The 24,486-nt window shown below is 41.1% G+C and carries 15 protein-coding genes and 1 pseudogene; 5 read left to right on the top strand and 11 right to left on the bottom strand.

What is annotated here, in order from left to right:
- Positions 1-39: 39 nt before the first annotated feature.
- Entirely contained in the window at positions 40-2,385 is a 2,346-nt protein-coding gene (gene topA, locus NXV01_RS02880; RefSeq protein ID WP_148365594.1) for a type I DNA topoisomerase, read from the bottom strand.
- Between the two features lie 338 nt (positions 2,386-2,723).
- On the opposite strand from topA, the gene NXV01_RS02875 reads away from it, so the two are divergent.
- Together NXV01_RS02875 and NXV01_RS02870 are read left to right on the top strand one after the other, a co-directional pair.
- Positions 2,724-3,329 carry a DNA-binding protein gene (locus NXV01_RS02875; protein WP_148365593.1) on the top strand — a complete coding sequence of 202 codons (606 nt, stop codon included), beginning with the start codon at positions 2,724-2,726 and terminating at the stop codon, positions 3,327-3,329.
- A gap of 58 nt (positions 3,330-3,387) precedes the next feature.
- Positions 3,388-4,287, top strand: a complete 900-nt coding sequence (locus NXV01_RS02870; protein ID WP_143259277.1) for an Rpn family recombination-promoting nuclease/putative transposase — start codon at positions 3,388-3,390, stop codon at positions 4,285-4,287.
- A gap of 101 nt (positions 4,288-4,388) precedes the next feature.
- Here NXV01_RS02870 and NXV01_RS02865 read toward each other — a convergent pair whose 3' ends face one another.
- The 3 genes from NXV01_RS02865 to NXV01_RS02855 form a co-directional block, all read right to left on the bottom strand.
- Entirely contained in the window at positions 4,389-6,110 is a 1,722-nt protein-coding gene (locus tag NXV01_RS02865; protein ID WP_259021673.1) for a TonB-dependent receptor, read from the bottom strand.
- A gap of 20 nt (positions 6,111-6,130) precedes the next feature.
- Positions 6,131-9,148, bottom strand: a complete 3,018-nt coding sequence (locus NXV01_RS02860; RefSeq protein ID WP_259021672.1) for a tetratricopeptide repeat protein — start codon at positions 9,146-9,148, stop codon at positions 6,131-6,133.
- Between the two features lie 70 nt (positions 9,149-9,218).
- Positions 9,219-9,740 (bottom strand): NUDIX domain-containing protein, encoded by a 522-nt coding sequence (locus NXV01_RS02855; RefSeq protein ID WP_195650224.1) that lies wholly within the window; start codon positions 9,738-9,740, stop codon positions 9,219-9,221.
- A gap of 210 nt (positions 9,741-9,950) precedes the next feature.
- On the opposite strand from NXV01_RS02855, the gene ahpC reads away from it, so the two are divergent.
- The 3 genes and pseudogenes from ahpC to NXV01_RS02840 all read left to right on the top strand — a co-directional run bounded on the left by ahpC (position 9,951) and on the right by NXV01_RS02840 (position 14,114).
- A complete protein-coding gene (gene ahpC / locus NXV01_RS02850) occupies positions 9,951-10,517 on the top strand; it encodes an alkyl hydroperoxide reductase subunit C (RefSeq protein ID WP_004307892.1) in 567 nt (188 codons plus the stop codon).
- An 84-nt stretch (positions 10,518-10,601) separates the two neighbouring features.
- The gene (gene ahpF / locus NXV01_RS02845; protein ID WP_259021671.1) at positions 10,602-12,152 is read left to right on the top strand and encodes an alkyl hydroperoxide reductase subunit F; all 1,551 of its coding nucleotides are present in this window, start codon (positions 10,602-10,604) and stop codon (positions 12,150-12,152) included.
- A 134-nt stretch (positions 12,153-12,286) separates the two neighbouring features.
- Positions 12,287-14,114: pseudogene (locus NXV01_RS02840) on the top strand (endonuclease/exonuclease/phosphatase family protein).
- Between the two features lie 68 nt (positions 14,115-14,182).
- Here NXV01_RS02840 and NXV01_RS02835 read toward each other — a convergent pair.
- Genes NXV01_RS02835 through NXV01_RS02805 form a run of 7 tightly spaced genes read right to left on the bottom strand, consistent with a single transcriptional unit; the run spans position 14,183 to position 24,476 of the window.
- Positions 14,183-15,160 (bottom strand): fibronectin type III domain-containing protein, encoded by a 978-nt coding sequence (locus NXV01_RS02835; RefSeq protein WP_148365586.1) that lies wholly within the window; start codon positions 15,158-15,160, stop codon positions 14,183-14,185.
- Between the two features lie 24 nt (positions 15,161-15,184).
- Positions 15,185-16,192, bottom strand: coding sequence for a GRP family sugar transporter (locus tag NXV01_RS02830; protein ID WP_009001002.1), 1,008 nt, complete (start codon positions 16,190-16,192; stop codon positions 15,185-15,187).
- An 18-nt stretch (positions 16,193-16,210) separates the two neighbouring features.
- Positions 16,211-17,731 (bottom strand): alpha/beta hydrolase family protein, encoded by a 1,521-nt coding sequence (locus tag NXV01_RS02825; protein WP_148365585.1) that lies wholly within the window; start codon positions 17,729-17,731, stop codon positions 16,211-16,213.
- Between the two features lies 1 nt (position 17,732).
- Positions 17,733-19,328, bottom strand: coding sequence for an esterase family protein (locus tag NXV01_RS02820; RefSeq protein ID WP_148365584.1), 1,596 nt, complete (start codon positions 19,326-19,328; stop codon positions 17,733-17,735).
- Between the two features lie 11 nt (positions 19,329-19,339).
- Positions 19,340-20,887 carry an ADP-ribosylglycohydrolase family protein gene (locus tag NXV01_RS02815; RefSeq protein WP_148365583.1) on the bottom strand — a complete coding sequence of 516 codons (1,548 nt, stop codon included), beginning with the start codon at positions 20,885-20,887 and terminating at the stop codon, positions 19,340-19,342.
- A gap of 6 nt (positions 20,888-20,893) precedes the next feature.
- The gene (locus NXV01_RS02810) at positions 20,894-22,501 is read right to left on the bottom strand and encodes an ADP-ribosylglycohydrolase family protein (protein WP_259021670.1); all 1,608 of its coding nucleotides are present in this window, start codon (positions 22,499-22,501) and stop codon (positions 20,894-20,896) included.
- A 10-nt stretch (positions 22,502-22,511) separates the two neighbouring features.
- Complete coding sequence (locus NXV01_RS02805) at positions 22,512-24,476, bottom strand: ADP-ribosylglycohydrolase family protein (RefSeq protein ID WP_259021669.1); 1,965 nt, start codon at positions 24,474-24,476, stop codon at positions 22,512-22,514.
- Between the last annotated feature and the right edge of the window lie 10 nt (positions 24,477-24,486).

Below are 24,486 nucleotides of genomic sequence, written 5' to 3'. Positions count from 1 at the left end.
TACATTTAATTATATAATTTGCTCTTTTTCTGTTTTTTTTTATTTCTTTTTTGCGAATCGTCCTTTTTTTGTGGTCGCTGGTCCTTTTTCATCTTGCAATTTGATGAGTTCCAAACAGCTAGCCAAACTCAAATCCTGCGGGACGATATCTTTAGGTATTTTATAATTGGAACCCTTATAGGTAATATAAGGTCCGTAACGTCCATTCAGAATCTCAAGTTCCGGCTCCTCTTCAAACGTCTTGATGTGGCGTTCCGCTTCCTTCTGGCGTTTCTCCAGAATCAACTGTTCTGCCTCTTCCAAAGTAATTTCCATCGGGTCAAGTGTTTTCGGGAGCGATACATATACCTTATTATGCAGGACATACGGACCGAAACGGCCTACGCCTACACTGACTGATTTTCCTTCATATTCGCCCAGTGTACGAGGTAATTTGAATAATTCCAGTGCATCTTCCAAAGTGATGGTTTCCATGGATTGACCTTTTTTCATTTGTGCAAAGCGTGGTTTTTCTTCATCTTCTACAGTACCAATCTGTACAACAGGACCGAAGCGACCAATCTTAACAGAAACAGTCTTACCTGTTCCCGGTTCTTCTCCCAGAATACGTTCGCCTACTTTATGTTCCGTCTTGATAGCCAATGTGTTTTCTACAGACGGATGGAACTTATCATAGAAATTCTTCATGATAGAAGTCCATTTCACTTCTCCTTCTGCAATCTCGTCAAATTCCTTTTCTACGCTGGCGGTAAAGTTGAAATCCAGAATGTCCGGGAAATATTCGGTAAGGAAATCATTTACCACAGTGCCGGTGTCTGTCGGGAATAACTTCGCCTTTTCTGCACCGGTAATTTCAGTATGGTTTTCATCCTTAATCTGACGATCTTTCAATGTCATGACATTAAACTGCCGTTCTTCCCCGTCTTTATTACCTTTTTCCACATATTCGCGTTGCTGGATGGTAGAGATAGTAGGTGCATACGTAGACGGACGTCCGATACCCAGTTCTTCCAACTTGCGTACAAGACTTGCTTCCGTATAGCGTGGAGGACGTTGGGTGAAACGTTCTGTTGCGGTGATAGGGCCGTGTTCCAACTTCTGGCCTTTTTTCAGAGGAGGAAGCAGGTGGCTCTCATCTTCCTGTTCGTTGTCATCGTCATAAGATTCACGGTATACACGCAGGAATCCGTCAAACTTAATCACTTCACCGATGGCTGTAAATACATCGCTGCTGCCACTTATTGTTATGGTAGCAGTTGTTTTTTCCAGTTCCGCATCTGCCATTTGTGAGGCAATGGTACGTTTCCATATCAAGTCGTACAGTTTCTTTTCCTGTGCTGTTCCTTCAATGGACTGGTTTTCCATATAGGTAGGACGGATGGCCTCATGCGCTTCTTGTGCACCCTTAGTCTTTGTTTCGAAATGGCGGGGATGTACGTAACGGTCGCCCATCATTTTAATGATAGCGTCTTTACTGCCTGCTGTCGCAAATTCCGAGAGGTTGACAGAGTCCGTACGCATATAAGTGATGAATCCCGATTCGTATAAGCGTTGCGCGAGCATCATGGTCTGCGCTACGGTATATCCCAGTTTACGTGCGGCTTCCTGTTGCAACGTAGATGTTGTGAACGGAGCAGGAGGTGTTTTCTTGACCGGGCGGGTAGTGATATCGTCGATGGCAAAGCTTGCTCCCTGACATGCGTTGAGGAAAGCTTTTGCTTCTTCTTTTGTTTTGATACGGCGAGCCAGTTCAGCTTTCATTTCCACCAGTTTTCCGTCCGTGTCCGGAACGAGGAATACGGCAGTGATACGATAAGCAGCTTCCGTTTGGAAAGCATGTATTTCACGTTCACGTTCAACGATCAGGCGGACAGCAACTGACTGAACACGTCCGGCAGAAAGTGCCGGTTTCACTTTTCTCCAAAGCACGGGAGAGAGTTCGAAACCTACGATACGGTCCAGAATCCGTCGTGCTTGCTGTGCATTTACGAGATTGAGGTCTATGTCTCGTGGTTGTTCAATCGCTTTTAAGATAGCGCTTTTCGTAATTTCATGAAATACGATTCGTTTTGTGTTTTCCGGTTTTAGTTTTAAGACCTCATAAAGATGCCAGGCAATCGCTTCTCCTTCGCGGTCCTCATCGGATGCGAGCCATACGGTTTCTGCGTCTTTAGCTTCTGTCTTCAGCGTGTTAACCAGAGCCTTTTTGTCTGCCGGAATTTCGTAGCTGGGTGTAAAATTCTTCTCTACGTCGATGCTGAATTCTTTTTTCTTCAGATCACGTATATGTCCGTAACTAGAAAGGACTTTAAAATCTTTCCCAAGAAACTTTTCAATCGTTTTTGCTTTTGCCGGAGACTCGACAATGACAAGGTTTTTCTGCATAATTCTTTCTTTTATAATGGCTTGTACCACAATATTCGGGGACAAAAGTAAAAAAAAAGATTCTCCCTACCTTATAATATAAGGAGAATTTAATAAAATCTTAAGATTTACATTTTATTGCAGGAAATAAAATATCAATTGGTATAGGTTAGTTTCTCTATATTCTACGTACATTTGTCTCATTAGTAAGTTGGTTTTCGTTTGACTTAAGTTGAACTATCGCTTGACTTAACTAAAACTATCGCTTGACTTAAGTCGAACGAAGATTCAATAGCATGATAAATAATTAATAATAGGGAAGTGGAGTTTAATCTTTCCTAATGAAATACTAATAGATAATGAGTGTAAATTATGATCTTTATGAGACTCCCGATCTCACAAAAAGTGGGGAAGAACAACCTTTGCATGCACGTGTCGTTTTGAAGGGAAGTTATACAGCCGAAGAATTTGTAGAACAAGTGACTGCATTTCAGCATATGCCTCATGCACAAGTGGTGGGTGTCATAGAAGCTATTTCGAAAGAATTGAGACATTTGCTTTTGAAGGGATTTTCCGTTGAATTGGGTGATATTGGCTATTTTACTCTTTCTTTGAGTGTGAACAAAGAAGTGACTGATTCAAAAGACTTGCGTTCACCGTCAGTATCTCTTAAAGATATTAATTTGAGAATCAACCGTCAGTTTAAGAAGGATATTGAGACTGAATTGGTATTACAACGTTATCATTCGCCTTTTCGTGTGAAGAATCTATTGGCAGAAGAAAAGTGCTTGCAGCGACTTAATAAATTCTTGGAAAAGAATCCATGTATTAACCGGCAGGATTATGCCTTACTTGTTGGAAAGACAAAAACACAGGCATTGCAGGATATTAATGCATTTATTGAAAAAGGAATTTTGAAAAAATATGGTTCAGGACGTTCGGTCGTATATATTAAGGCTGGATGAACCATTTTATCGGATATATATACTTGATATTAAACATTTTCTGCTTACCTTTGTTTGCATGAAAAAAGAAAATGGGAAAGGAGACGAACCTATGGCCAGTAATTATATTCGTTTCGATTGGGCTATGAAACGCTTATTGCGTAATAAAGCCAATTTTGCAGTTCTTGAAGGCTTTCTGACTACTCTTCTCAATGAAAAGATTGTCATTCAGAAATTGTTGGAAAGTGAGGGTAATCAAGAAGATGAGTTTGATAAGTATAATCGTGTTGATATGCTTGCGGAGAACTCTAAAGGAGAACTTATTCTGATTGAAGTTCAGAATAACAATGAGTATGCTTATTTCCAACGTATGTTGTTTGGTACTTCTAAATTGGTGACCGAGTACATCAATCGTGGAGAAGGTTATGATAAAGTACGTAAAGTGTATAGCGTCAATATTGTCTATTTTTCATTAGGCAATGGAAAGGATATAGTATATCATGGTAAAACGGAATTCAGAGGGATTCATCAGAATGATGTACTGGAGTTGACTCCGTTCCAAAAACAGACGTTTAAGGTCGATGCTGTCAGCCAGCTTTATCCTGAATATTATATACTAAAGGTGAATGACTTTAATCAGGTTGCCAAGAGCCCGTTGGAAGAATGGATTGGCTATCTGAATACAGGTGATATTCCTGATAGTGCTACTGCTCCCGGTTTGACGGAGGCTCGTGAACGATTGAAACTTGATAAAATGACGAAAACCGAACTTGAAGCATATTATCGTCATTTGGATAATATTGTAATATTGAAAGATAATATATTAACAGAACGTGCGGAAGGTCGTGCGGAAGGTCGTGCAGAAGGTCGTGCGGAAGAAAAAAAAGAAACAGCACGTAATATGAAGATTTTGAATATTCCTATTAATACTATTTCACAGATAACAGGTCTGTCGGTAGAAGAAATACAAGGCTTATAAATCTATTGGTGGCGGATTTGTGGTGGAGACAACGGAATAATTGAAGTTTAAGTTTTTGAGAAGGGGCGTTATCCGGAAATGGAAACGCCCCTTTCATTAATTTAGAACCGGAAACTCAATCCTCCTAAGAAGTTGAATCCTTCTGTAGGATAACCCAAATAATATTGATATTTCTTATTCAGCAGGTTATGTACTTGCGCATAAACGGATACTCCTTTGAATACATTATAGCTGGCTCCGATATGCAAATCATTAATTGCGGTCATTTTTGCATATTCTTTCACTTCTTTCCGGCTGATGTAATCATAGCCCAGATTTATGTTAAGAGCAGAGATCGGATGAATACGTACATTGAAAGACATTTCACTGACGGGTTTCACAGCCAACAGATATTCCTCTGTTTTGCTGTCCCAATTATGATAAGTGTATTTAGCTGATATTCCGAGGATATCTTTGTAATCGTAACTGATTTCACCGCCAAGGTAGAGATTATCTGTATTATCTTGAGCAAAAGTAAGATAAGAGCCTGAATGAATATTACTCGGGTCAAAACCTAAATAAGATAAGTCGTTCTTTAGATTTTGATAACCACCGAACACGTTGAACCAAAGTCCCGGATAAGGGCTTGCTTTGAATCCGATACTACCGTTGATTTGCTCGTAAGTATCATAAGGACGTTGTACATATCCCAAAGTAGCAGTGGTATTTGCCTCCGGCAGTTCACCGTAAGGACAGATGTTTTCTAATCTGCGGAAATCATTCAGTTGCTTACCGCCAGTTGCTTTTGCATAAACAATGTAGCTGTCAGAAAAAATATACTGTGCAGTGATATCGGGTGAGATACGGAAAGACTTGTCAAATCCGAAAGATAAATCTACATTGGCTCCGATATGCAGTTTCCAGTCATCATTATCCAGTTCATAATATGGATTTAAAAGAAGCGTTGTGTAGTTCTTGAAATATTCATCTCCGGTGGAAACATTCTTTGTATATCCGCTGTAGAGAAGATTGTTCATTTCCAAAGCGATAGTTATTGATTGTTGGTCGCCGATAGCTCCCGTGACATCGCCTTTGGTACGTATGATTGTCTCCTTGATACCTGTATTGGCTTCAGATTCATTGAACATGTTATGCTGGCGTTCATACATCAACAGATTTGTTTCTGCATTGAAACGCAGTGGTGCAGTCTCATCAATGAAATGAATGCCTGCATGAAAGTCACCGGATGTGAATTTCTGCTTGCTGTTTACGCTTTCCGGTTGGAAGTTGAAGTTGCTCAATCCGAAGTTTCCGGCAATATTTAAATCCAATTGATCGAATTGATGCGTATAATCCACATTAGCACGTGTGCGGTAGTAGAAAGCGTTCCATTTCTCTCCATCTGTGAAAGGAAGAGTTAACTTACCATCCATCCCATCCATTTGGAAACGTACATTCAGCTTATCTTTCTTCGACAGGCGGAATAGATAATTGGCAAGAACATCCAAATTGCCATAATTGCCATATCCGGCACGTACATATCCGGGAGTAGTGCTTGGCTGAATTTCTTTTCCGGTATAGGGACGCATCAGACCTGCCGGAACAGAAGTAGCCGGAAAGAATGTCGTAGCATATTCCACCTCTTTCTTACTCACTGTCGGTTCTTCTACTTTAGGCAGGACGTTCACTTTCGAAGCATCCATAATGTCCGGGTTATATTCTTGTTCCACAACGACCGTGCGGTTCATTGTCGTATCCTTCGGTTGGGTAGTTTGGGCTTGAAGGCAGGATGGCATTGAGATTGCCAATGCGAGTCCTCCTATTATATAATAAGATCGTTTCATACTTTTCTATTTTTTAATTCTCAATTCTCAACTTTCAATTTATGAAGTCTGCTTTCAATCATACTTTGAATATCGTCATTACCCTGGTAATTCTGTTGCAAACTTAACAGATACTGACGTGCATCCAGATCTTTACCCGTAGCGTGGTAAACATCAGACAGAAGGACAAAACTACGTGCCAGCCAATAAGCATGAGGTGTGCTCTGTTCTATATAGTTGAGCAACTCTTTCTCTGCAGCGGCATATTCTTTTGCATCGTAAAGTGATTGTGCAACCTGATATTTTGCTTCGGCACCATAAGAGTTACGCGTATCTTTAGCCAGTTCACGGTAGTCTTCCAGTGCTTTTTTGTCGGCCTTTTGCTTGGCGTAGGCTTTAGCACGGTAATAAAGAGCTTCGTTCCTTAACTCCGGACTTAGTTTGGCTTCTGCAAGTAGGTCAGTAGCTGCATGGATGGTTTCTATATCATCTCTCAACAGGAAGGCGCAACGCAAAATACCTGTTTCGGCAAGTTGGCGACGTTCTACGCTAGTTGCTTTTTCTTTCAGCATTTTATAGCTAGCCAATGCTTCAGCCATGTTTTGTTGGTTGAACTGCACTTCGGCACGCAAGATTAGCGCTTCTTCTGCAAATGGGTTGTTAGGATATTCCAATAACTTATCGGAATGGAGAAGTACCATATCGTAATTCTTCTGTTCGTTACCAATCAGGCAGAGGTAATAATGCGCATTCAGACTGAAAGCACCTTCCGGGAAAGTCTGCAAGTATTTGTTGAAACTTGTTTTGGCTTCTTCCATCCGGCCTTTTATATAAATCTTTTCTGCAGCGGCATACGTAAGTGAGTCTTGTTCATTGGCATCGAAACGGATATGTCCCGGCATGGCATTTGCTAAAGCTGCAAATTCGTCGATGCGGTTCAGGTCTACATAAATAGATTTCAAGTCACGCATGGCAAGGCGGGCTTCTTCGCTGCCCGGATATTTCTCGATCACTTCCTTGTAAGCTCCGATAGCCTGATTGTAGTCTCCTTTCTGATAGTACAATAATCCGATTTCTGCAGCGGCTTTCCGGCTGACAGGGCTTTCGGGGTATTTGTTCAGTAATTCTTTAAAAGAGGTAATGGCTTGATTGTTGTTATCCATCAGGACATAAGAACGTCCTTTCTCATAAATGGCATTTACTGCATAAGGCGAAGAAGGATATTTACCCACCAGTCGGTTTAATAAAGTGATTTTGCCGGAATAGTCTTTCTGTAATCCCGATACGAGAGCGAGTTGATAGAAAGAATAGTCGCCAGAAGAAGTATTCATTTGTTCCGCTTGTGAGTAGTAATGTTTGGCCTCTTCGAAGCTGCGTACATGCAGGTAGCAGTCGCCGATACGGTTATAGGCATCGGCAAGTGCGGTTGTATTTTCACCTTTTTCCAGTTGAATATATTTCTGAAAGTAGTTACTTGCCTGTGTATAGTCTTTGCGGTGGAAAGCGATATACCCTAAGTTGTAGTTGGCAAGTGCGTACATTTCGTTATTGGGCTGGGTGGTGAGTTGCAGGTAAGCGTTGAAGTCACGGGTTGCTTCCGTCATTCGGTTAAGGCGATAGTAAGATTCGCCGCACCAGTAGTAAGCGTCTGCTTTGGTCTGCCGGTTGTATTGTCCGATGGCGATGGATTGATTCAGATATTTAAGAGCCTGTGTGAAATCAGCATTGGCAAATGCTTGTGTACCTAGTTGGAACAGGATTTTCTGTTTGGCTTCCAATATTTGTGCACTTGGTTTGGCAATCCGGTCGATGGATTTCAGGGCTGCATCATAACTGCGGGTATTCATGTAAACTTCTACCAAATAGCTGCTGACTTTTTCAGCGTAAGGAGAAGTCGGAAATTCATTCAGGAACTTTTCGAAGGCAGTGACGGATTCGCCGAAAGCGGAGAAGGAAGTTTCATGCAGGCAAAGAGCGTAATTGTAAGCTGCCTGTTCCTTGATTTGCATATTGGCACTGGAGGCGGCTGCCTGTTCGAAAGCCATGCGGGCTTTGCTTTTTTCCGCCAGTTGCAGATAAGAGAGCCCCATGTGGAGGTATGCGTTTTGAGTAAGGGCATCATTGGCAGTTGTAACCTTGCCTAATGTTTCGGCTGCTTTGGAATAGACTTTCGTCTGATAGTAGGAGAGCCCTAACATATAAAGAGCATCGCGACGTGGAGCCGAATGATCTTTGTTCAGGTAATTGTTGAATGCTTCTACAGCTTGGTGATATTGTCCGAAGTGGTAGTAGGCATCTCCCAGAATGCGATACATTTCTGCGGCATGTTCATTATTTGGATAGGCCGACAGATAGTTTTGTGCTACAATCTGTGCCTTATCATAGTTTTGGAGCTGTGCATAAATTTCGGCAATGTAATAGGGGACAAGTGCCTTGTATTTTGAATCGTCCTGCAACGGCAAGAAACCTTTCAGTGCTTCGTTATAGCGTTTTTGCGTATAGCGGATATAAGAGAGATAATAATCACAGTCTTTAGCATATTTGGGACTGTTGGCGCGCAATGTTTCAAACCAAATTGCGGCTTCTCGTAGATTATCGGTTTTCAGATAACAGGTAGCCAATTGGTAAGTGCAGTCATCCCGTTCCTCATTACCCAGTAGACCGAGGTCGGCAGAGTTGAAGAGTGCCAGTGCTTCGTCGTATTTTCCTTCATAGAAATAGCAGGAGGCTAATAGTGCATAAATACGGTTGGCGTAAGGAGTGTCAGGATAGCGGTCGAGATACTTGCGCAGGATTTCGATCCGGTTCTTGTCTTTCAGTTCATAAGCGGAACTGGCCAGCATGTATTCAGCGTCTTGAAGAAGGCTGGCGGCAGGCTTTTGTTTTACAAATGCTTTCAGTGCCGGTAGGGCGGCTGCATAATTTTTTTCCTGGAAAAGTTCTTTCCCTTCTTTATAAAGGTTGTCGGTCGAAGTGAACTTATCACTTGTCTGGGCAAATCCTATCATAGGAGTGCAGCAGATAGCCGCACAAATGAGTCTAGTAATTTCTTTTTTCATAATCGGGTGTTTATGCAAAAGTACAGAATGAAAGGGGATATGTTTCTGTAGTTTGTTATATTTTAACGAATTATCTGTCAGATAAGAACTTTTTAAGTCCTCGCCGGATAGAATCCAGCCCAAAATCTTCCGGTTGAATCTCGGAGAGAGGTAGGAAGAGAGAATCTGCTACATCATCCATGGCGGAGAAATGGCTCATGTCTTCTACGGTACAGAGGAAAAACATATCAAGTGTGTGTACTGGAAAACCTGAATAAACATAAATATTGGGAAGTGTGAACTGGTAAACGGCTTTTTTAACTTTCAGCCCTGTTTCTTCCAGTACTTCGCGGATAACACCTTCTTCGCCTGTTTCATTCATGTCGATGAATCCGCCGGGTAGGTCGAGAGTTCCTTTGGCCGGCTCTTTGGCACGTCGGCAGACAAGCAGTTCATTTTTCTCATTCAAGATAAGTGCTACTGTGGCGGCAGAAGGATTGAAGTAATAGACAAAGCCGCAATCTGCACATTTTTTAGATTTCTCGTTGTTGACCTCAAAATGAGGGGAACCGCATTCAGGGCAATATAGGAATTGGGCAAGAGGATGTTCCATGATCGTATATATTTTCAGGTTTTTGTTTATGCTTGCAAAGTTATAAAATGCTTTTATTAATTTCATCTATCATGGCATAGAAATATTCGATTGGACTTTTTTTGCAAAGGCGGGGGGCTGCCTTTATCTTTGCATCAGAAACAAAAAACAAAACGTTGTTTCTGATGTTATAAGTCAAATCAATTAATAACAATAAAAGCAATAAAGATTATGGAACCAATTTTAAATTCTCAACTTCCTGAATTCAGCGTTCAGGCTTTTCACAACGGAGCTTTCAAAACTGTAACCAACAATGACCTGAAAGGTAAATGGGCGATTCTTTTCTTCTATCCTGCTGACTTTACTTTCGTATGTCCTACTGAATTGGTGGATATGGCTGAAAAGTACGATCAGTTCAAAGCGATGGGGGTAGAAATCTACTCGGTAAGTACTGACTCTCATTTCGTGCACAAAGCTTGGCATGATGCTTCTGAAAGTATTCGCAAGATTCAATATCCGATGTTGGCAGACCCGACTGGCGCTTTGAGCCGTGCACTGGGTGTATATATCGAAGAAGAGGGTATGGCTTATCGCGGTACATTCGTTGTCAATCCGGAAGGAAAGATTAAAGTGGTGGAATTGAATGATAACAATATTGGCCGTGATGCAAGTGAATTGCTTCGTAAAGTGGAAGCTGCACAGTTTGTAGCCAGCCATGACGGAGAAGTTTGCCCGGCTAAATGGAAGAAGGGTGAGTCTACCCTGAAACCAAGCATCGACCTGGTAGGTAAGATTTGATAGATCTTGATAATGGTGATTATGGGAGGTCGGTAACGGAAGACGCTGCCGGCCTTTTTTCTCAAAAAACGAAAGGAAAAAGATATGTTAGAATCTGCATTAAAAGAACAACTAAGGGGTATTTTTGCTGGGCTGGAGGCAAACTTTACTTTTGATATATCCGTATCATCCGGCCACGAAAACAAAACCGAACTGGTGGAACTGCTGGGAGATGTAGCGGATTGTTCCGATCACATCACTTGTGTAGTGAATGAGGGAGACGCGTTGAGGTTTACTTTACTGAAGAATGGCAACCGTACCGGAATCACATTCCGTGGTATTCCTAACGGACATGAGTTCACATCGTTGCTTCTGGCTATCCTGAATCTGGATGGCAAAGGAAAGAACTTTCCCGATGAGGCCGTTTGCAACCGTGTGAAAGCACTGAAAGGCCCTATACATCTGACCACTTATGTTTCGTTGACTTGTACGAACTGTCCTGACGTAGTGCAAGCTCTGAATGCAATGACTACTTTGAATCCGGCTATTACGCATGAAATGATAGACGGTGCGCTTTATCAGGATGAAGTAGATGCACTGAAGATACAAGGAGTGCCCTCTGTCTTTGCAGACGGAAAATTACTTCATGTAGGCCGTGGTGAATTTGGCGAATTGCTTGCCAAGTTGGAAGAACAATATGGTATTGACGAAACCAAAGCGAATGCAGAGGTGAAAGAATATGATGTGATTGTGGCCGGTGGAGGACCTGCAGGAGTATCGGCAGCTATTTATTCTGCCCGTAAAGGACTCCGTGTAGCTATCGTGGCCGAGCGTGTCGGCGGACAGGTGAAAGAAACGGTAGGTATTGAAAATCTAATCTCTGTTCCGGAAACGACAGGAAATGAACTTGCCGATAATCTGAAAACACATCTCTTACGCTATCCGGTGGATTTACTGGAGCATCGTAAAGTAGAAAAAGTAGAAGTGGTTGGAAAACAGAAGCAGATCACTACCTCTGTTGGTGAGAAATTCCTGGCTCCGGCACTGATTATTGCAACTGGTGCAAGCTGGCGTAAACTGAATGTTCCGGGAGAAGCCGAATATATAGGTCGTGGTGTCGCTTTCTGTCCTCATTGCGATGGTCCGTTTTATAAAGGAAAGCATGTAGCAGTAGTAGGTGGAGGAAATTCCGGCATTGAGGCAGCCATTGACTTGGCTGGTATCTGCTCCAAAGTGACTGTTTTTGAATTTATGGATGAGTTGAAAGCAGACAGTGTACTTCAAGAGCGACTTAAATCATTGCCGAACGTGGAAGTGTTTGCAAGTTCGCAGACTACGGAAGTGATAGGAAATGGTGATAAGCTGACTGCCCTGCGCATCAAAGACCGCAAAACGGAAGAAGAACGTTTGGTTGAATTGGATGGTGTATTTGTACAGATCGGGCTTTCTGCGAATAGCAGTGTATTCCGCGACATAGTGGAAACTAACCGTCCGGGCGAAATCATGATTGATGCACATTGCCGTACGAATGTGACGGGTATCTATGCAGCCGGAGATGTTTCTACGGTTCCTTATAAGCAAATTATTATCTCTATGGGCGAAGGGGCGAAAGCTGCGCTTTCTGCATTTGACGATAGAGTGAGAGGGATTATTTAAAATGTACAGATAGAACTGGACACACACAAACAACTCATGGTAAAGGCAATAAAGGTATGAATACATATTTTTGTTGCCCTTTATTTTTTTCTTACCTTTGGGGCACTTAACATTAACCCCCAAAAATGAGAAACATGAAAAAGATCTTTTTACTAATTTTCGTTATCCTATTTATTTTTCCGGTACAGGCCCAGCATACATTGAGACTGATGACTTATAATATTAAAAATGCGAACGGCATGGATGATATTTGTAATTTTCAACGGGTAGCCAATGTGATAAATAATGCTTCTCCTGATGTTGTGGCTATACAAGAGGTAGACAGTATGACCCGTCGGAGCGGACAGAAATATGTGCTGGGTGAGATAGCTGAACGTACACAGATGCATGCTTGTTTTGCACCTGCCATAGAGTTTGATGGAGGTAAATATGGAATCGGACTGCTGACAAAGCAAGTTCCGCTACGTTTACAAGCTATCCCTTTACCTGGTAGAGAAGAGGCTCGCACCTTGATTCTGGCAGAATTTGAGGATTATATTTATTGTTGTACTCATCTGTCATTAACGGAAGAAGATCGCATGAAGTCCCCTGGAAATAGTGAAGTCATTTACTGCTTCCTATAAAAAGCCTCTTTTTCTGGCTGGGGACATGAATGCTGAACCGGAATCCGATTTTATAAAGGAGTTACAGAAAGACTTCCAGATACTCTCCAATCCTAAACAATCTACTTATCCGGCTCCTGATCCCAAGGAGACTATAGATTATATTACCGCATTGAAGTCAAATGCTAATGGCTTCGCTCTTATATCCTCTCAAGTGTTGGATGAACCGATGGCCTCCGATCATCGCCCTATCCTTGTAGAGCTGCGTACCGCTGAAAAGGCAGATAAAATATTCCGTACTAAACCTTATTTACAGAATCCCATAGGTAATGGTATGACAGTTATGTGGGAAACTACCGTTCCGGCATATTGCTGGGTGGAATATGGAACAGACACTACTCAACTGAAACGCGCTCGTACAATTGTTGACGGGCAGGTAGTCTGCAATAATAAACTACATAAAATACGTATCAACGATCTAATACTGGGACAGAAATATTATTATCGCGTATGTTCGCAAGAAATATTGCTTTATCAAGCATATAAGAAAGTATTTGGAAATACTGCCCAGTCAGATTTCTCAGAATTTACGCTTCCGGAAACGGATACAGATTCTTTCACTGCTATTGTTTTCAATGATTTGCATCAGCATACAAAAACCTTTCGTGCTTTATGCAAACAGATACAGAATATCAACTATGACTTTGTAGTTTTCAATGGTGATTGTGTAGACGATCCTGTCGACCACGAACAGGCAACGACTTTTATTAGTGAACTTACCGAAGGTGTACGCAGTGATCGCATTCCAACTTTTTTTATGCGTGGCAATCATGAGATTCGCAATGCTTATTCTATCGGTCTGCGCGACCATTATGACTATGTAGGGGATAAGACCTATGGTTCTTTTAATTGGGGCGATACCCGTATTGTCATGCTTGATTGTGGAGAGGATAAGCTAGACTCTCACTGGGTGTATTACGATTTGAATGATTTCACACAGTTACGTAATGAACAAGTCGATTTTCTGAAAGAGGAGTTATCTGCCAAAGACTTCAAGAAAGCGAAGAAACGTGTTCTTATTCATCATATTCCGCTTTATGGTAATGATGGAAAAAATCTCTGCGCTGACCTATGGACTAAATTATTGGAAAAAGCACCTTTTAATGTGAGCCTGAATGCTCATACTCATACGTATGCCTATCATCCGAAAGGTGAGTTGGGAAACAATTACCCGGTCATTATTGGTGGAGGATATAAGATGGATAGCGCTACGGTGATGATTCTGGAAAAGAAGAAAGATGAATTGAGGGTTAAGGTGTTGAATGTGAAAGGGGAGGTTTTGTTGGATATTACAGTTTAAAGTTAAAAAAAATGGAGGTGTATCAGACTTTTAGACACACCTCCATGAAATAATTGTTTCATAAAATGTTATTCGGAGAAATATGTATAATAGAATTTCTCAATATCTCCGTCATAGTTCTTGCTTTCTTCTTTGATACAACTATTTTCATCATATTCGAATGTGTAAGTAGATGCAACGGATGAATGCTGCCAGCCGCTACTCGTATGACAATTAGCTGAAGCTTTTCCAAAGAGGCCTGTTTCAACCAACCAACGGCTTAGCCCACTACCTTCTGCATAAATACAATGTGCACCGCCAACATTAGGTACAGCAGAATAAGTCTGAACTTTGAACTGCTCTACTCCATCAGAGAATCTGGTCCATTGCGTAATATTGCCATTCTCTATTGTGATGTTAGATGCGATATTGCCATTCTTTTCAGCTTTTGTCATGTAGCCATTCTCGTCGTAAGTATATTCATATGTATTTGAACCGTCTACAAAGGTGGCGACATAGCCTTGGTCATTTAAAGTCATTGTATATGCGTTCTTACCTGTTACCGTAATATTGTTTCCTTCGTAAGCAAAGAGCCATTCTCTATCTAGTTCTCCTTCATATAATCTGTAGACACGTTTAACTGTACCGTTGTCATTATATTCATAATACCATTTATCCCAATCATCAGCAAAAGTAGCTATCCGGTAGACTGTTACTTCAGAAGTCGTTGTAAAAGTGATTTCTGCGTATTCTGAATCTTCAAAATAGATCGATCCGGTTTTTTGAGCTTTCACTTTGAATGTGTAACTTTTCTCCGGCTCTAGACCTGTCAGTTGAATGGTATTCTGGTCGGTACTTTGTTCACTACCGTTATTCAAACTATAAATATAAGCTGTTGCATTTCCTATAGCTTTCCATGTAATAACGGCCGAGCTTTCTTTTACATCAGGAACGGTGACTTCTGGTTTATCCAACACATTTGTACTGGGATGATTGTCGTCATCACTACAAGCAACTGTACTTAGTACTACTGCCAGCATGGTTAATAAATAAAAATACTTTTTCATGTTGTTCTATTTAAGGTTAATAATTTAATTTCCAGCAACTACTATCATTCCTAAGCCAATCAGGAAGAAGATAAACATCGAAGCCAGCAACTGATTAACAGATTTGGTTGATCCCTTAAACTCTTTCCAGATAAATACTCCCCAGATAGCAGCGATAAGCGGTGCGCCTTGTCCTAACGCATAAGATACCGCCGGACCAGCTTCACCCGATGCAATATAGCTGAATGCGGAACCAAGTCCCCATATTGCTCCACCAAGCATTCCGCATATATGAGTTCTTGCATTTCCTTTAAAATACTCGGAATAGCTGACTTTTTCCCCGACAAAAGGATATTTCATTACTAATGTGTTGAAGATAAAGTTACTTAGTAACACGCCGATTGAAAAGACAAAGATGGCAGAATAAGGAGTCATCATTCCTATAGCGGGAGAATTGAAGTTTTCCACGTCCATACCTTTCACTACGAACCTGTAGAATAAAGACATCAATACACCGGCAATTAATGCAATGATAATTCCCTTTTTGTTGTTTTTCTTGCTCTCTTCACCCTTTTGCATCTTTCCGGAGGCCACTCCGTTACAAATGATAGCAATGACAATGAGAGCTACACCACCGAATAAAAGCATGGGATTGCCGGTAGGAATTCCCAGATAGTTGACAATCACCCCTAGTACCAATGCGATACCGACTCCTAAAGGAAATGCTACCGACATTCCTGCTAAAGAAATGGAGGCTGAAAGGAGAATGTTTGAAGCATTAAATATCACACCACCCAAGATGACCCAGCCGATGCTGTCTCCTGATGCTTGTCCCAGATCTTCAAGGAACGGACGTCCGGTATCTCCGTGGCTACCCATCGTGAAGCCCAATAAGATGGTGAACAACACCATTCCAATCACATAATCCCAATAAAAAAGTTCATAACGCCAATTCTTGGAAACCAGTTTTTGGGTATTACCCCAAGAACCCCAACAAATCATGGTTACGATGCAGAATATAACTGCTAATAAATAACTGTTTACTGTAAACATACTATTAGTATTTAATTGTTAAACATGGATTCTGTTATTTAAATAGATAATCCAATCTTCCCAATAAGTGAAAGCATTGGTTTCTTTATATTTCCTTGACCGGAACTCATGTTCCAGATTTGATGCTTTCAAAAGGATATGAATATTACTACTAAGACCATATTCCTTTGATTCGGGTAGTACTTCTATCCAGCATCTGGGATATCTTTTATGAGAGTTAACTGCTTTTATAAAATTGGAAGCGTCACTTTCATCACCAGTGGTATTTACACAGACTATACCGGTAAACAGGTTCTCTCTCCGAATAGTTTCTATGCTTTCTTTGATATGATTTTCCCAAGTGATTAGCGCCCTCATGCGTTGAGAACCTCTGATCCCGGAGCATTGTTTCTCCACATCGGAAATTGTTTTTGACAGATCTACATTCTCTTTTACGAAGCAGAGAACAGCAGGCCATGTTTTGTTGTCATTCACCAGTTGATGAAACTGACTGACGAGAGCCTTTTGTTGCTGCCCGTTAATTTCTCCCTGTACATAGATAATAGGATATTTTCTAATGCTTCCTTGAGCCTGTTCCGGATAATAAATCGTTGTATTACCCATTTTTATAAATGGAGTCTCATTCGGAGAGTTTTTCTCTCTATTTTTTTGTTGATTTTCATTGAAATATCCGTTGATGAATCTGAATGCTTTTGGCAGTGCTGCATTCCAGCAGGTAAAATCATGTCCTCCTGAACGAACTTCCCATTCATGAGGTATTTTCCTTTCTAACAATAATCGGTGCAATTCTTCATTACTTTCGCATAGAGTACCTTCTTTATCTCCGATATCCAACATGATGCCAAATTCTTTTAAATCGGAATTACGGAGAGTGGAAAGAATGTGGTAGGGTGAATGTTGTTTATAATAACTGGTTAGGCGTTCATTGCCATTCTTTCCTACTCCTCCGAAAATCCGTCCCCATTGACTGTCCCATCCTATTTGTGGTCCCTCTTCTATATATTGTTTTTCTGTGCGGATAGATGGTGATAAAGCAACAACAGAACCGAACAGGTTATGATTGCGCAGGCTAACGGACAAGGCTCCGAATCCTCCCATGGAGAAACCGGCTATTGAACGTGCATTAGCATTTTTGCGGGTGCGATAGTTAGTGTCAATGTAGGGAACCAGCTCTTTAGTGAAGAAAGTTTCATAAGGGAAACTGCCATCATAAGTATCACTATAATAAGACAGATAACCGTCGGGAATGACTATGATGAAAGGTTGAATTTCTCCTTTCTTTGTCATTTGGTCCATAATACGGGCCACGTTGCCATATTCAAGCCAACTGGTATAATCGCCTCCTATTCCATGAAACATGTACAGGACGGGATATTCCATATCTGAATGCTCATAACCTTCCGGCAAGATGATAGAGTAGGAGACTTCTTTTTTTAAAGCCGGACTATAAATGCTCATTCCTTCTTTTTCTATGGGAAGTGCCCGAACTCCATCTATACTTGATAGGAACAGGATGATATATAGCAGTATCTTTCTCATATCATTTCTTTATTAACTGTTCACCAATATAATAACTCATTGAATAAATACCTGTTTGGGCAGACTGTGAACTATCCACTCCGTTTCTGACACGATATTGCACTGGAGCTTCCGCTTTCCGCAATCCATTGAATAGCGTGAACATACTGTTGTAGTTAGTGCCTTCGTCTGTTATATCCAGATAATAGATTTGGGTCTGATTCTCATCAGAAGGGTTGGCAATATCCGCATCTTCAGCGAAGAAGAAATGGATGGCAGGTGTATTACCTGTTGATTGATGGTATAAATAATCGGCGCCTGAACCGTATGCCAATCCTAATCTGAAATCTGCATTATTTTCAGTATGAATTGTTTTCTCCACTGCATTGGTGATAGCTGAAAAACTTATTCCATTTTGAATGATTTCCTTCACATCAAAACCGGCAATTATCATACGTTTGATTTGCATAAGAGAATCCAATGCTACGGCTACCTGTTCTGTTGTAAGGTTAGTATTGCCTTCTCCTTTACTATAATAAAGGACTTTGTAGGTTAAGGTAGAATTGTAATCGTCCGGTATGTATAGCTCGATATTGGAATTACCGACTTTAATGTTTTTAGTTGTAGAATGTAATTCCTCCGTAAACTTCTGCAGCGTTTCCTGCGGATAACTTTCTCCTTTGAATGAACGTTCGATAAAAGGTAGTGCTTCTTTCATGGATTCACGCCAATAACTGTCAGTATGAGCACCGTTCCGTACGCGATATTCGTGTTGGATATTTTTGTCCCGTAATAGAGAATGTAATTCACCGTTGCCTGCATATAATCTCTCTTCATCATCACCACAGTCTATATAATAACGTATGGCTTGAAATGTGGAGCTTGATTTATCTTTGAAAAAGTGCAGAGGGCATTGGCTTTTATAATAGCTTGTCAATCTGCCGGTTCCTGCCTGACCACTTCCCCCGAAGTTGTTTCCCCATTGAAGATTCCAACCGTCTTGTGATAGGGAAATGTATTGTTCATCTGTATTTAGAGATGGGCTTAATCCTACTGACACAGAAAATGTTTCGGGATGTTGTGATGCGATGCTCAATGCTCCAAATCCTCCCATAGAGAATCCGGCAACAGCTCTTTCCGTCTTAATGGCTGTTGTCCGGAATCGTTTGTCAATCAGGGGTACTAGTTCGTTAATGAACATATCCATATAGTTGAATTTTCCGTCATAACGGTTACAAAAATAAGAGTTGAAACCTTCCGGCATGATATAAATCAATGGACGAACACTGCCATTGTTGGTTTGTGTATCGACTATGGTTTGAATATTCAATCCTGAAGGTCCCCATGAATTCTGGTTTCCTCCCCAACCATGCAGAAGGAAAACTACTCCATATTTAGCTGTGCTCTCCGATAGATATTCTTGAGGCAGTAATACTGAATATTTGATTTCTTGTCCTATTATTTTGCTATAAAAACTTTGGTCGGGATTATAACGTTTCGTGAACTGTTCCGGTGTTTCGGTTTGTTCATCTTCGGACGGGGGATTGTCATCGGACGAACATGATGACAATCCGTAGGAGAATAATAAGGCTAATAATATGAGTAGTTTTCTATTCATAGCTTTTTCTTTTATTTATAAGGATTGATAGGCTCTGCCGGTGTGGATGAATAAACCACCATGTCTTTACACTGAACAGCATATTTTTCGTTCGGGTTGATCCATTTGATGACCAGCTTGTGAGGTCCTTCCTCTAAATCGTAGTTATAGAAAATATCGTACTTTCTTTTTATATAGTCGTAAGGCATTTCTATCGTTTCTATTTTTTTTCCGTCAATGTAAGCCTCTAAAATGGCGATGTAGTTATCATTATTATCTTTAATATCCTGCCTGATTAGTCCCATTAGAACAACGCCTTTGCCGTTGAATTCAAAGGTCTTTTCTGTACCAAGGTCATATTTGATGACTCTTCTTTCAGAAGGATATAGACCTTCGAACGAAACTTCCCATGCTACGGTCTTTGGCTTTTGGATTGTGGTGTAGTATTTATCTCCTTTCACTTTACCTCCATTTGCTTTTAGTACATCGCTCAATAATTTGAGATTGATATCATAAACAGAGCTTAAAGAGATGTCAGTGTATGGAAATTTAATGTTTTCACATCTTTCGAGTGCCGGTTTCCAGTATTCGGGGATAGCTTTGTAGCCTTGTATAACTCCGAGGATTCCTGCAGCAGTTGCCGGGTTACAGTCGGAATCTTGTCCGCAGCGGGTTGCTATATCCATTGTTTTGAAAAAGTCGCCGTTACCATATAAAAGTCCCATAACACAGTAAGCAGCGTTGATAGTGGCGTCAATATTAAATGCATTGAATACTCCTTCCGGACAGCCGATCTCAAAAGCATGACGGTTTTCTATTTCCAACCAGCATTTACGCCAATCATCCGGATATTGTTTCCAATACTTAATTACGTCTGTGATGCAATGGTGGAATTTGCTTTGTTCAGGAATAGTTTTGAGGGCTTCTGTGACAATGGTATAAATATCGTTGTTAACATAAGCTAGTGCATACATTGCTCCCATATATACACCTCCATACCATCCGTCACCGTAGTTCATGATATGTCCTATCCTGTCGGAAAAATCAGATGCGGTATTTACCATTCCCGGGCATATCATTCCAATGAAGTCTGCTTCAATCTGGAAATCAATATCGTCAGCGTGCGGGTTGTTTTTCCAGTGCCCGGATGCTGGTGGCATAATGCCATGTAATATATTGTATCTAGCTGCCTGGTTGGCATGCCATAGTTTGTAATCTGCATTTGCAAAGGCTTTGGCGAATGATTCGGCAGGAGCATTTATTCCTTCTTTCTGCATAACTTCCAGAAAAGTGAGATCCATATATACATCATCATACAATCCGGGATCTTCCGCAAAGATGTCTTTGCAATAGTCGTCATACCAGATAATTGGAATTTTCTCATGGATGATCGCTCCTCTGTATTTGAACTCTGTGGGACCGCCATAAGTGCATCCGATTGTTTGTCCGGCCCAACCTCCTTTAATCTTGTCGAGCAGTACATCTTTGCTTATTTCAACTGTTTTTCCATATTCTATTTGTGCCGTTCCCGATATGGAGAAAGCAAGTAGTAGAATCATGTTAATCAGGACTTTTTTCATCTTAACTTATTTATTAAAGTAAAATCTATCATGTTCTTTTTTCTCTGAATAATACATTATGTCGTTGATACGAATAATATAGTCTTTCTTACGGTTCAACCATTTCATTTTTACGTGGTGTCTTCCTTCTTTCATGAGGTATTTCCAGGCTGGTTCTACTTTCCGATCCGTGTTTTTCATGGGTAATGCTGCTACATGATCCAGTTCTCCATCTATCCATATTTCAACTTTAGCAACATAGGAATCATTAGGCTCTGCTAATCCAAAGACCTCGGAACCAATGTGGCGTGTAGACACACGATTGATATAATCTGGAGTAATATTTCTTGTGCAGCATATATTTCCCCAGATAACAAATCCATTGCCATTGAAATCGAATTCGAACGTATCTGTCAGGAAACAGTCTTTGCGCTCCCTGTAAAGTGGGTAGGTATTTTCAAAATTTTGTTCTAGAGGAAGGACGTCTGCTTTTCTGATTGGAATTTCTACTTCTCCACTAGATACAGTACCACCTGTTTTGACTATAAGCTGTTTGGCTTGTTCAAAACTCATGTTGTAGGCTTTAGCCAGGGACATATCGGTTCCTTCAAATGTGAGATCTTCTACTTCTTTCAGGGGATTCAGCCAGAATGAGGGGATGTTGTCATAGCCATACATGACCCCGAGTACACCGCCAACTGTAGATGGGTTACAGTCAGAGTCTTGTCCACAGCGTGCTGCAATATCGATGGAATTAGTAAAATCTCCTTGACCATAAAGCATAGCTAATGCCACGAAAGCGGAATTGAGCTTGGCGTCAATGTTAAAGTTAAGAAATACACCTTTTGGACACCCTACATCACAGTTCCATTTTTCTTGTAGAAAGTACCAACAATTTTTCCAGTTGTCCGGATGCAAAGAATGGAAATTGATTACATCCTGAATACATTGATGGAATGTGCTTTCTTTAGGAATGACAGAGATTGCGGTCCTTAGAATTGCTTCAGGGCTCTGTTCATAGAAAGCAGAACTGTAGAGAGCTGCTACGAAAGCACCACCATAGAAACCATCACCACTATTCATGATGTGACCTACTCTTGAAGCGATATCCAACGCCTCCGGCAGCATTGCCGGAGCCATCAGGCCAATAAAGTCTGCTTCAATCTGGAAATCCAGATCGTCTGCATGTGGGTTATTCAGCCAATGTCCGGAAGCTGGTGGCATGATGCCTTGACGGATATTATATCTGCCTGCTTGATTGGCATGAGCCAGGTGATAATCGGCAAATGCGAATCTTTTGGCAAGCTCTTCTTGTGAACAATCCAGACCGAGCTCATTGAACGCTTCGACAAACGTGCAATCGTTATAAATATCGTCAAACAGTCCGGGTTTCTTTTCCCACCAATATTTTACGTAGCCTTCCGCCCACGGAATCGGTTGGTAGTCTTGGATATACGTTCCCGTGAACTTAAACTCCGTAGGTGCTCCGAAAACAACACCAATGGTTTGTCCTGCCCATCCACCTTTAATCTTATCCAAAAGTTCTTTTTCAGATAATTTTAAAGTTCTTACAGGCTGGGCTTGTACGTTGAGAGCGAAAAGCCCTATGATACATATAGTAATTATTTTCTTCATTTTTCTTTCTTTATTTCTCATAAACTCCCAATTCGGTAATAGAGATGAATGAGGATACATTCTTTGTGTATTTATGCCAGTGCTCCTGTATCTTGGCATCCATTAGTACGCGTATTCCCTTGGTTTTAACTGCCGGAAATTCTAAAACATATTGTGCAAAGGGAGGCTGAAAAAATACAATATCAGTTTCAGGTAGTGCCGGAGTTGATTTGAATTTGCCTGCATCATACCAATGTCCGTCATTCCCAAGATACTGGATGCTTAGAGAAGTAAACCACCCTCCGAATTCCTCCAGGCACCCCATGTCTAAAACAACCATATTGATAGTATGCTCTTCTTTCCAGCCATATCCGAAATAGTCTATTTTAGGCAGGTTACTTTTGGCGGCCAATGAATAAAATACAGAGCCAACACCATCTTTAATCCCGTCATTAATCACTTCCACATTGGTTGCGTACATCGGTTTTCCAAAGGTGATCCAGCAAGAATCGAGAACTTCCTCGTTCAGTTTGCGGACATTGGCATAAATAGTGTCGGCTTTTGGGGCTATATTCTTTGTTTTTACTAATAACTCAAAGTCTTTAGTAATTGCATTTTGGTTATTGGCACTTAACTGAAGGGTAATCGGGTATTTACCGGCTTCTGTAGGAGTTCCTGCCAATTTACCATTCTGGAATGTAACTCCTGCCGGGAGTATACCTTTTACCAAGTCCCATTTGAAATTAGCATTTGTCCTGCAGGCAAATGAATAATCCGTAGGCTGTCCGATTTCCAAATCCGGGTTCGGGCCGATACAGAATTCCAAAGGAGGGATGAATTGTGCTTTTGGATTCACATATACCATGTCACCTTTTACTTTTCCTCCTTTTGCACAAACTAGTTCGATTGCCTTGTTGTAGGTCCGTTCAATCATGTCTTCAATAGAAGCGTCAGGCATATCAAATCGGGTGATATTGATATATCGGTCGTTGAACGGCTTTTCCCATCCTTCGATAGGTTTGGTCAGACTTTCGGGAAGTGACTTTGCACCGTACATTACTCCCAGAAGTCCGGAAATGGTAGCTGCTTGATTATCGCAGTCAAATCCCATTGCGCAACTTAAATCCAATGTCCGTTGGAAATCTCCTTCACCGTACAGCATGGCCAATATTCCGCATAGTCCGTTCAGATTGGCATTCCAGATTGTTTTTGTCATGGCCGGTTCATCTATGTAGTACTTCTTAGCCATGATTTGACGTGCTTTGACCCAATCTTTAGGATACTTGTCATATAAAGCGATCATCTCTTTTACAGCTATTGCATATCTGTCATCAGCTGGTAATTCTTTCAGAGCCCGTGTAATGAGCTTGCGGATATCTTTGCAGAAAAAGGCATCAGCGTACATTGCACCGTATAGGACAGTGGGGGACACGGCCCATGAATCACTTGTGATACGGGCAGCCCAGTCGCTTTTCCCTGCAGCATACGAGATCATTCCCGGTGCTGTATACGCCCATATTTCATTAATCAATTGAGGGTCGATTTGATACCAATGAGGATTCAGGTTTTCATCACCGGTGAACGGAGGGGTAAATCCGAGATGCATTAATCCGAGTGCTGCCCTGTTAGCCAACCATACACGATCGCGGATATGGTACATCCAGCCTTCACGCATATTGGCATAAGTGGGTTCTACACCATATTTCTCCATTAATATCAAATATATATACTCAACATCCGTATCATCATCAGAAAATGCACCATTATACTGCTGTAATTTATCTATGTTTTTGGTGTAACCGAATGGAAATCTGGATTCGGGAGCCGGTTCATCTACAAACTTGTTTTCGAAAGGAAGTCCATATATGTTTCCTACCATTTGCCCGATCCAGGCTCCGGCTATCTTGTCTTTTAACTCTGCTTTTGAAATTTTCTGTGCAGAGATAAATAAGATGTTGGTGATTAATACAAATAAAAAGATAATTGGTTTTTTCATACTTATCAGG

Origin of the sequence: Bacteroides sp. BFG-606, assembly GCF_024788145.1 — a bacterium.
Classification (GTDB): Bacteria; Bacteroidota; Bacteroidia; order Bacteroidales; family Bacteroidaceae; genus Bacteroides; species Bacteroides vicugnae.
This window is presented reverse-complemented; position numbering and strand designations above follow the sequence as displayed.

Coding starts and splice junctions, on each gene's coding strand:
- topA (WP_148365594.1), bottom strand. CDS start 2,385: ATGCAGAAAAACCTTGTCATTGTCGAGTCTCCGGCAAAAGCAAAAACG.
- NXV01_RS02875 (WP_148365593.1), top strand. CDS start 2,724: ATGAGTGTAAATTATGATCTTTATGAGACTCCCGATCTCACAAAAAGT.
- NXV01_RS02870 (WP_143259277.1), top strand. CDS start 3,388: ATGAAAAAAGAAAATGGGAAAGGAGACGAACCTATGGCCAGTAATTAT.
- NXV01_RS02865 (WP_259021673.1), bottom strand. CDS start 6,110: ATGAAACGATCTTATTATATAATAGGAGGACTCGCATTGGCAATCTCA.
- NXV01_RS02860 (WP_259021672.1), bottom strand. CDS start 9,148: ATGAAAAAAGAAATTACTAGACTCATTTGTGCGGCTATCTGCTGCACT.
- NXV01_RS02855 (WP_195650224.1), bottom strand. CDS start 9,740: ATGGAACATCCTCTTGCCCAATTCCTATATTGCCCTGAATGCGGTTCC.
- ahpC (WP_004307892.1), top strand. CDS start 9,951: ATGGAACCAATTTTAAATTCTCAACTTCCTGAATTCAGCGTTCAGGCT.
- ahpF (WP_259021671.1), top strand. CDS start 10,602: ATGTTAGAATCTGCATTAAAAGAACAACTAAGGGGTATTTTTGCTGGG.
- NXV01_RS02835 (WP_148365586.1), bottom strand. CDS start 15,160: ATGAAAAAGTATTTTTATTTATTAACCATGCTGGCAGTAGTACTAAGT.
- NXV01_RS02830 (WP_009001002.1), bottom strand. CDS start 16,192: ATGTTTACAGTAAACAGTTATTTATTAGCAGTTATATTCTGCATCGTA.
- NXV01_RS02825 (WP_148365585.1), bottom strand. CDS start 17,731: ATGAGAAAGATACTGCTATATATCATCCTGTTCCTATCAAGTATAGAT.
- NXV01_RS02820 (WP_148365584.1), bottom strand. CDS start 19,328: ATGAATAGAAAACTACTCATATTATTAGCCTTATTATTCTCCTACGGA.
- NXV01_RS02815 (WP_148365583.1), bottom strand. CDS start 20,887: ATGAAAAAAGTCCTGATTAACATGATTCTACTACTTGCTTTCTCCATA.
- NXV01_RS02810 (WP_259021670.1), bottom strand. CDS start 22,501: ATGAAGAAAATAATTACTATATGTATCATAGGGCTTTTCGCTCTCAAC.
- NXV01_RS02805 (WP_259021669.1), bottom strand. CDS start 24,476: ATGAAAAAACCAATTATCTTTTTATTTGTATTAATCACCAACATCTTA.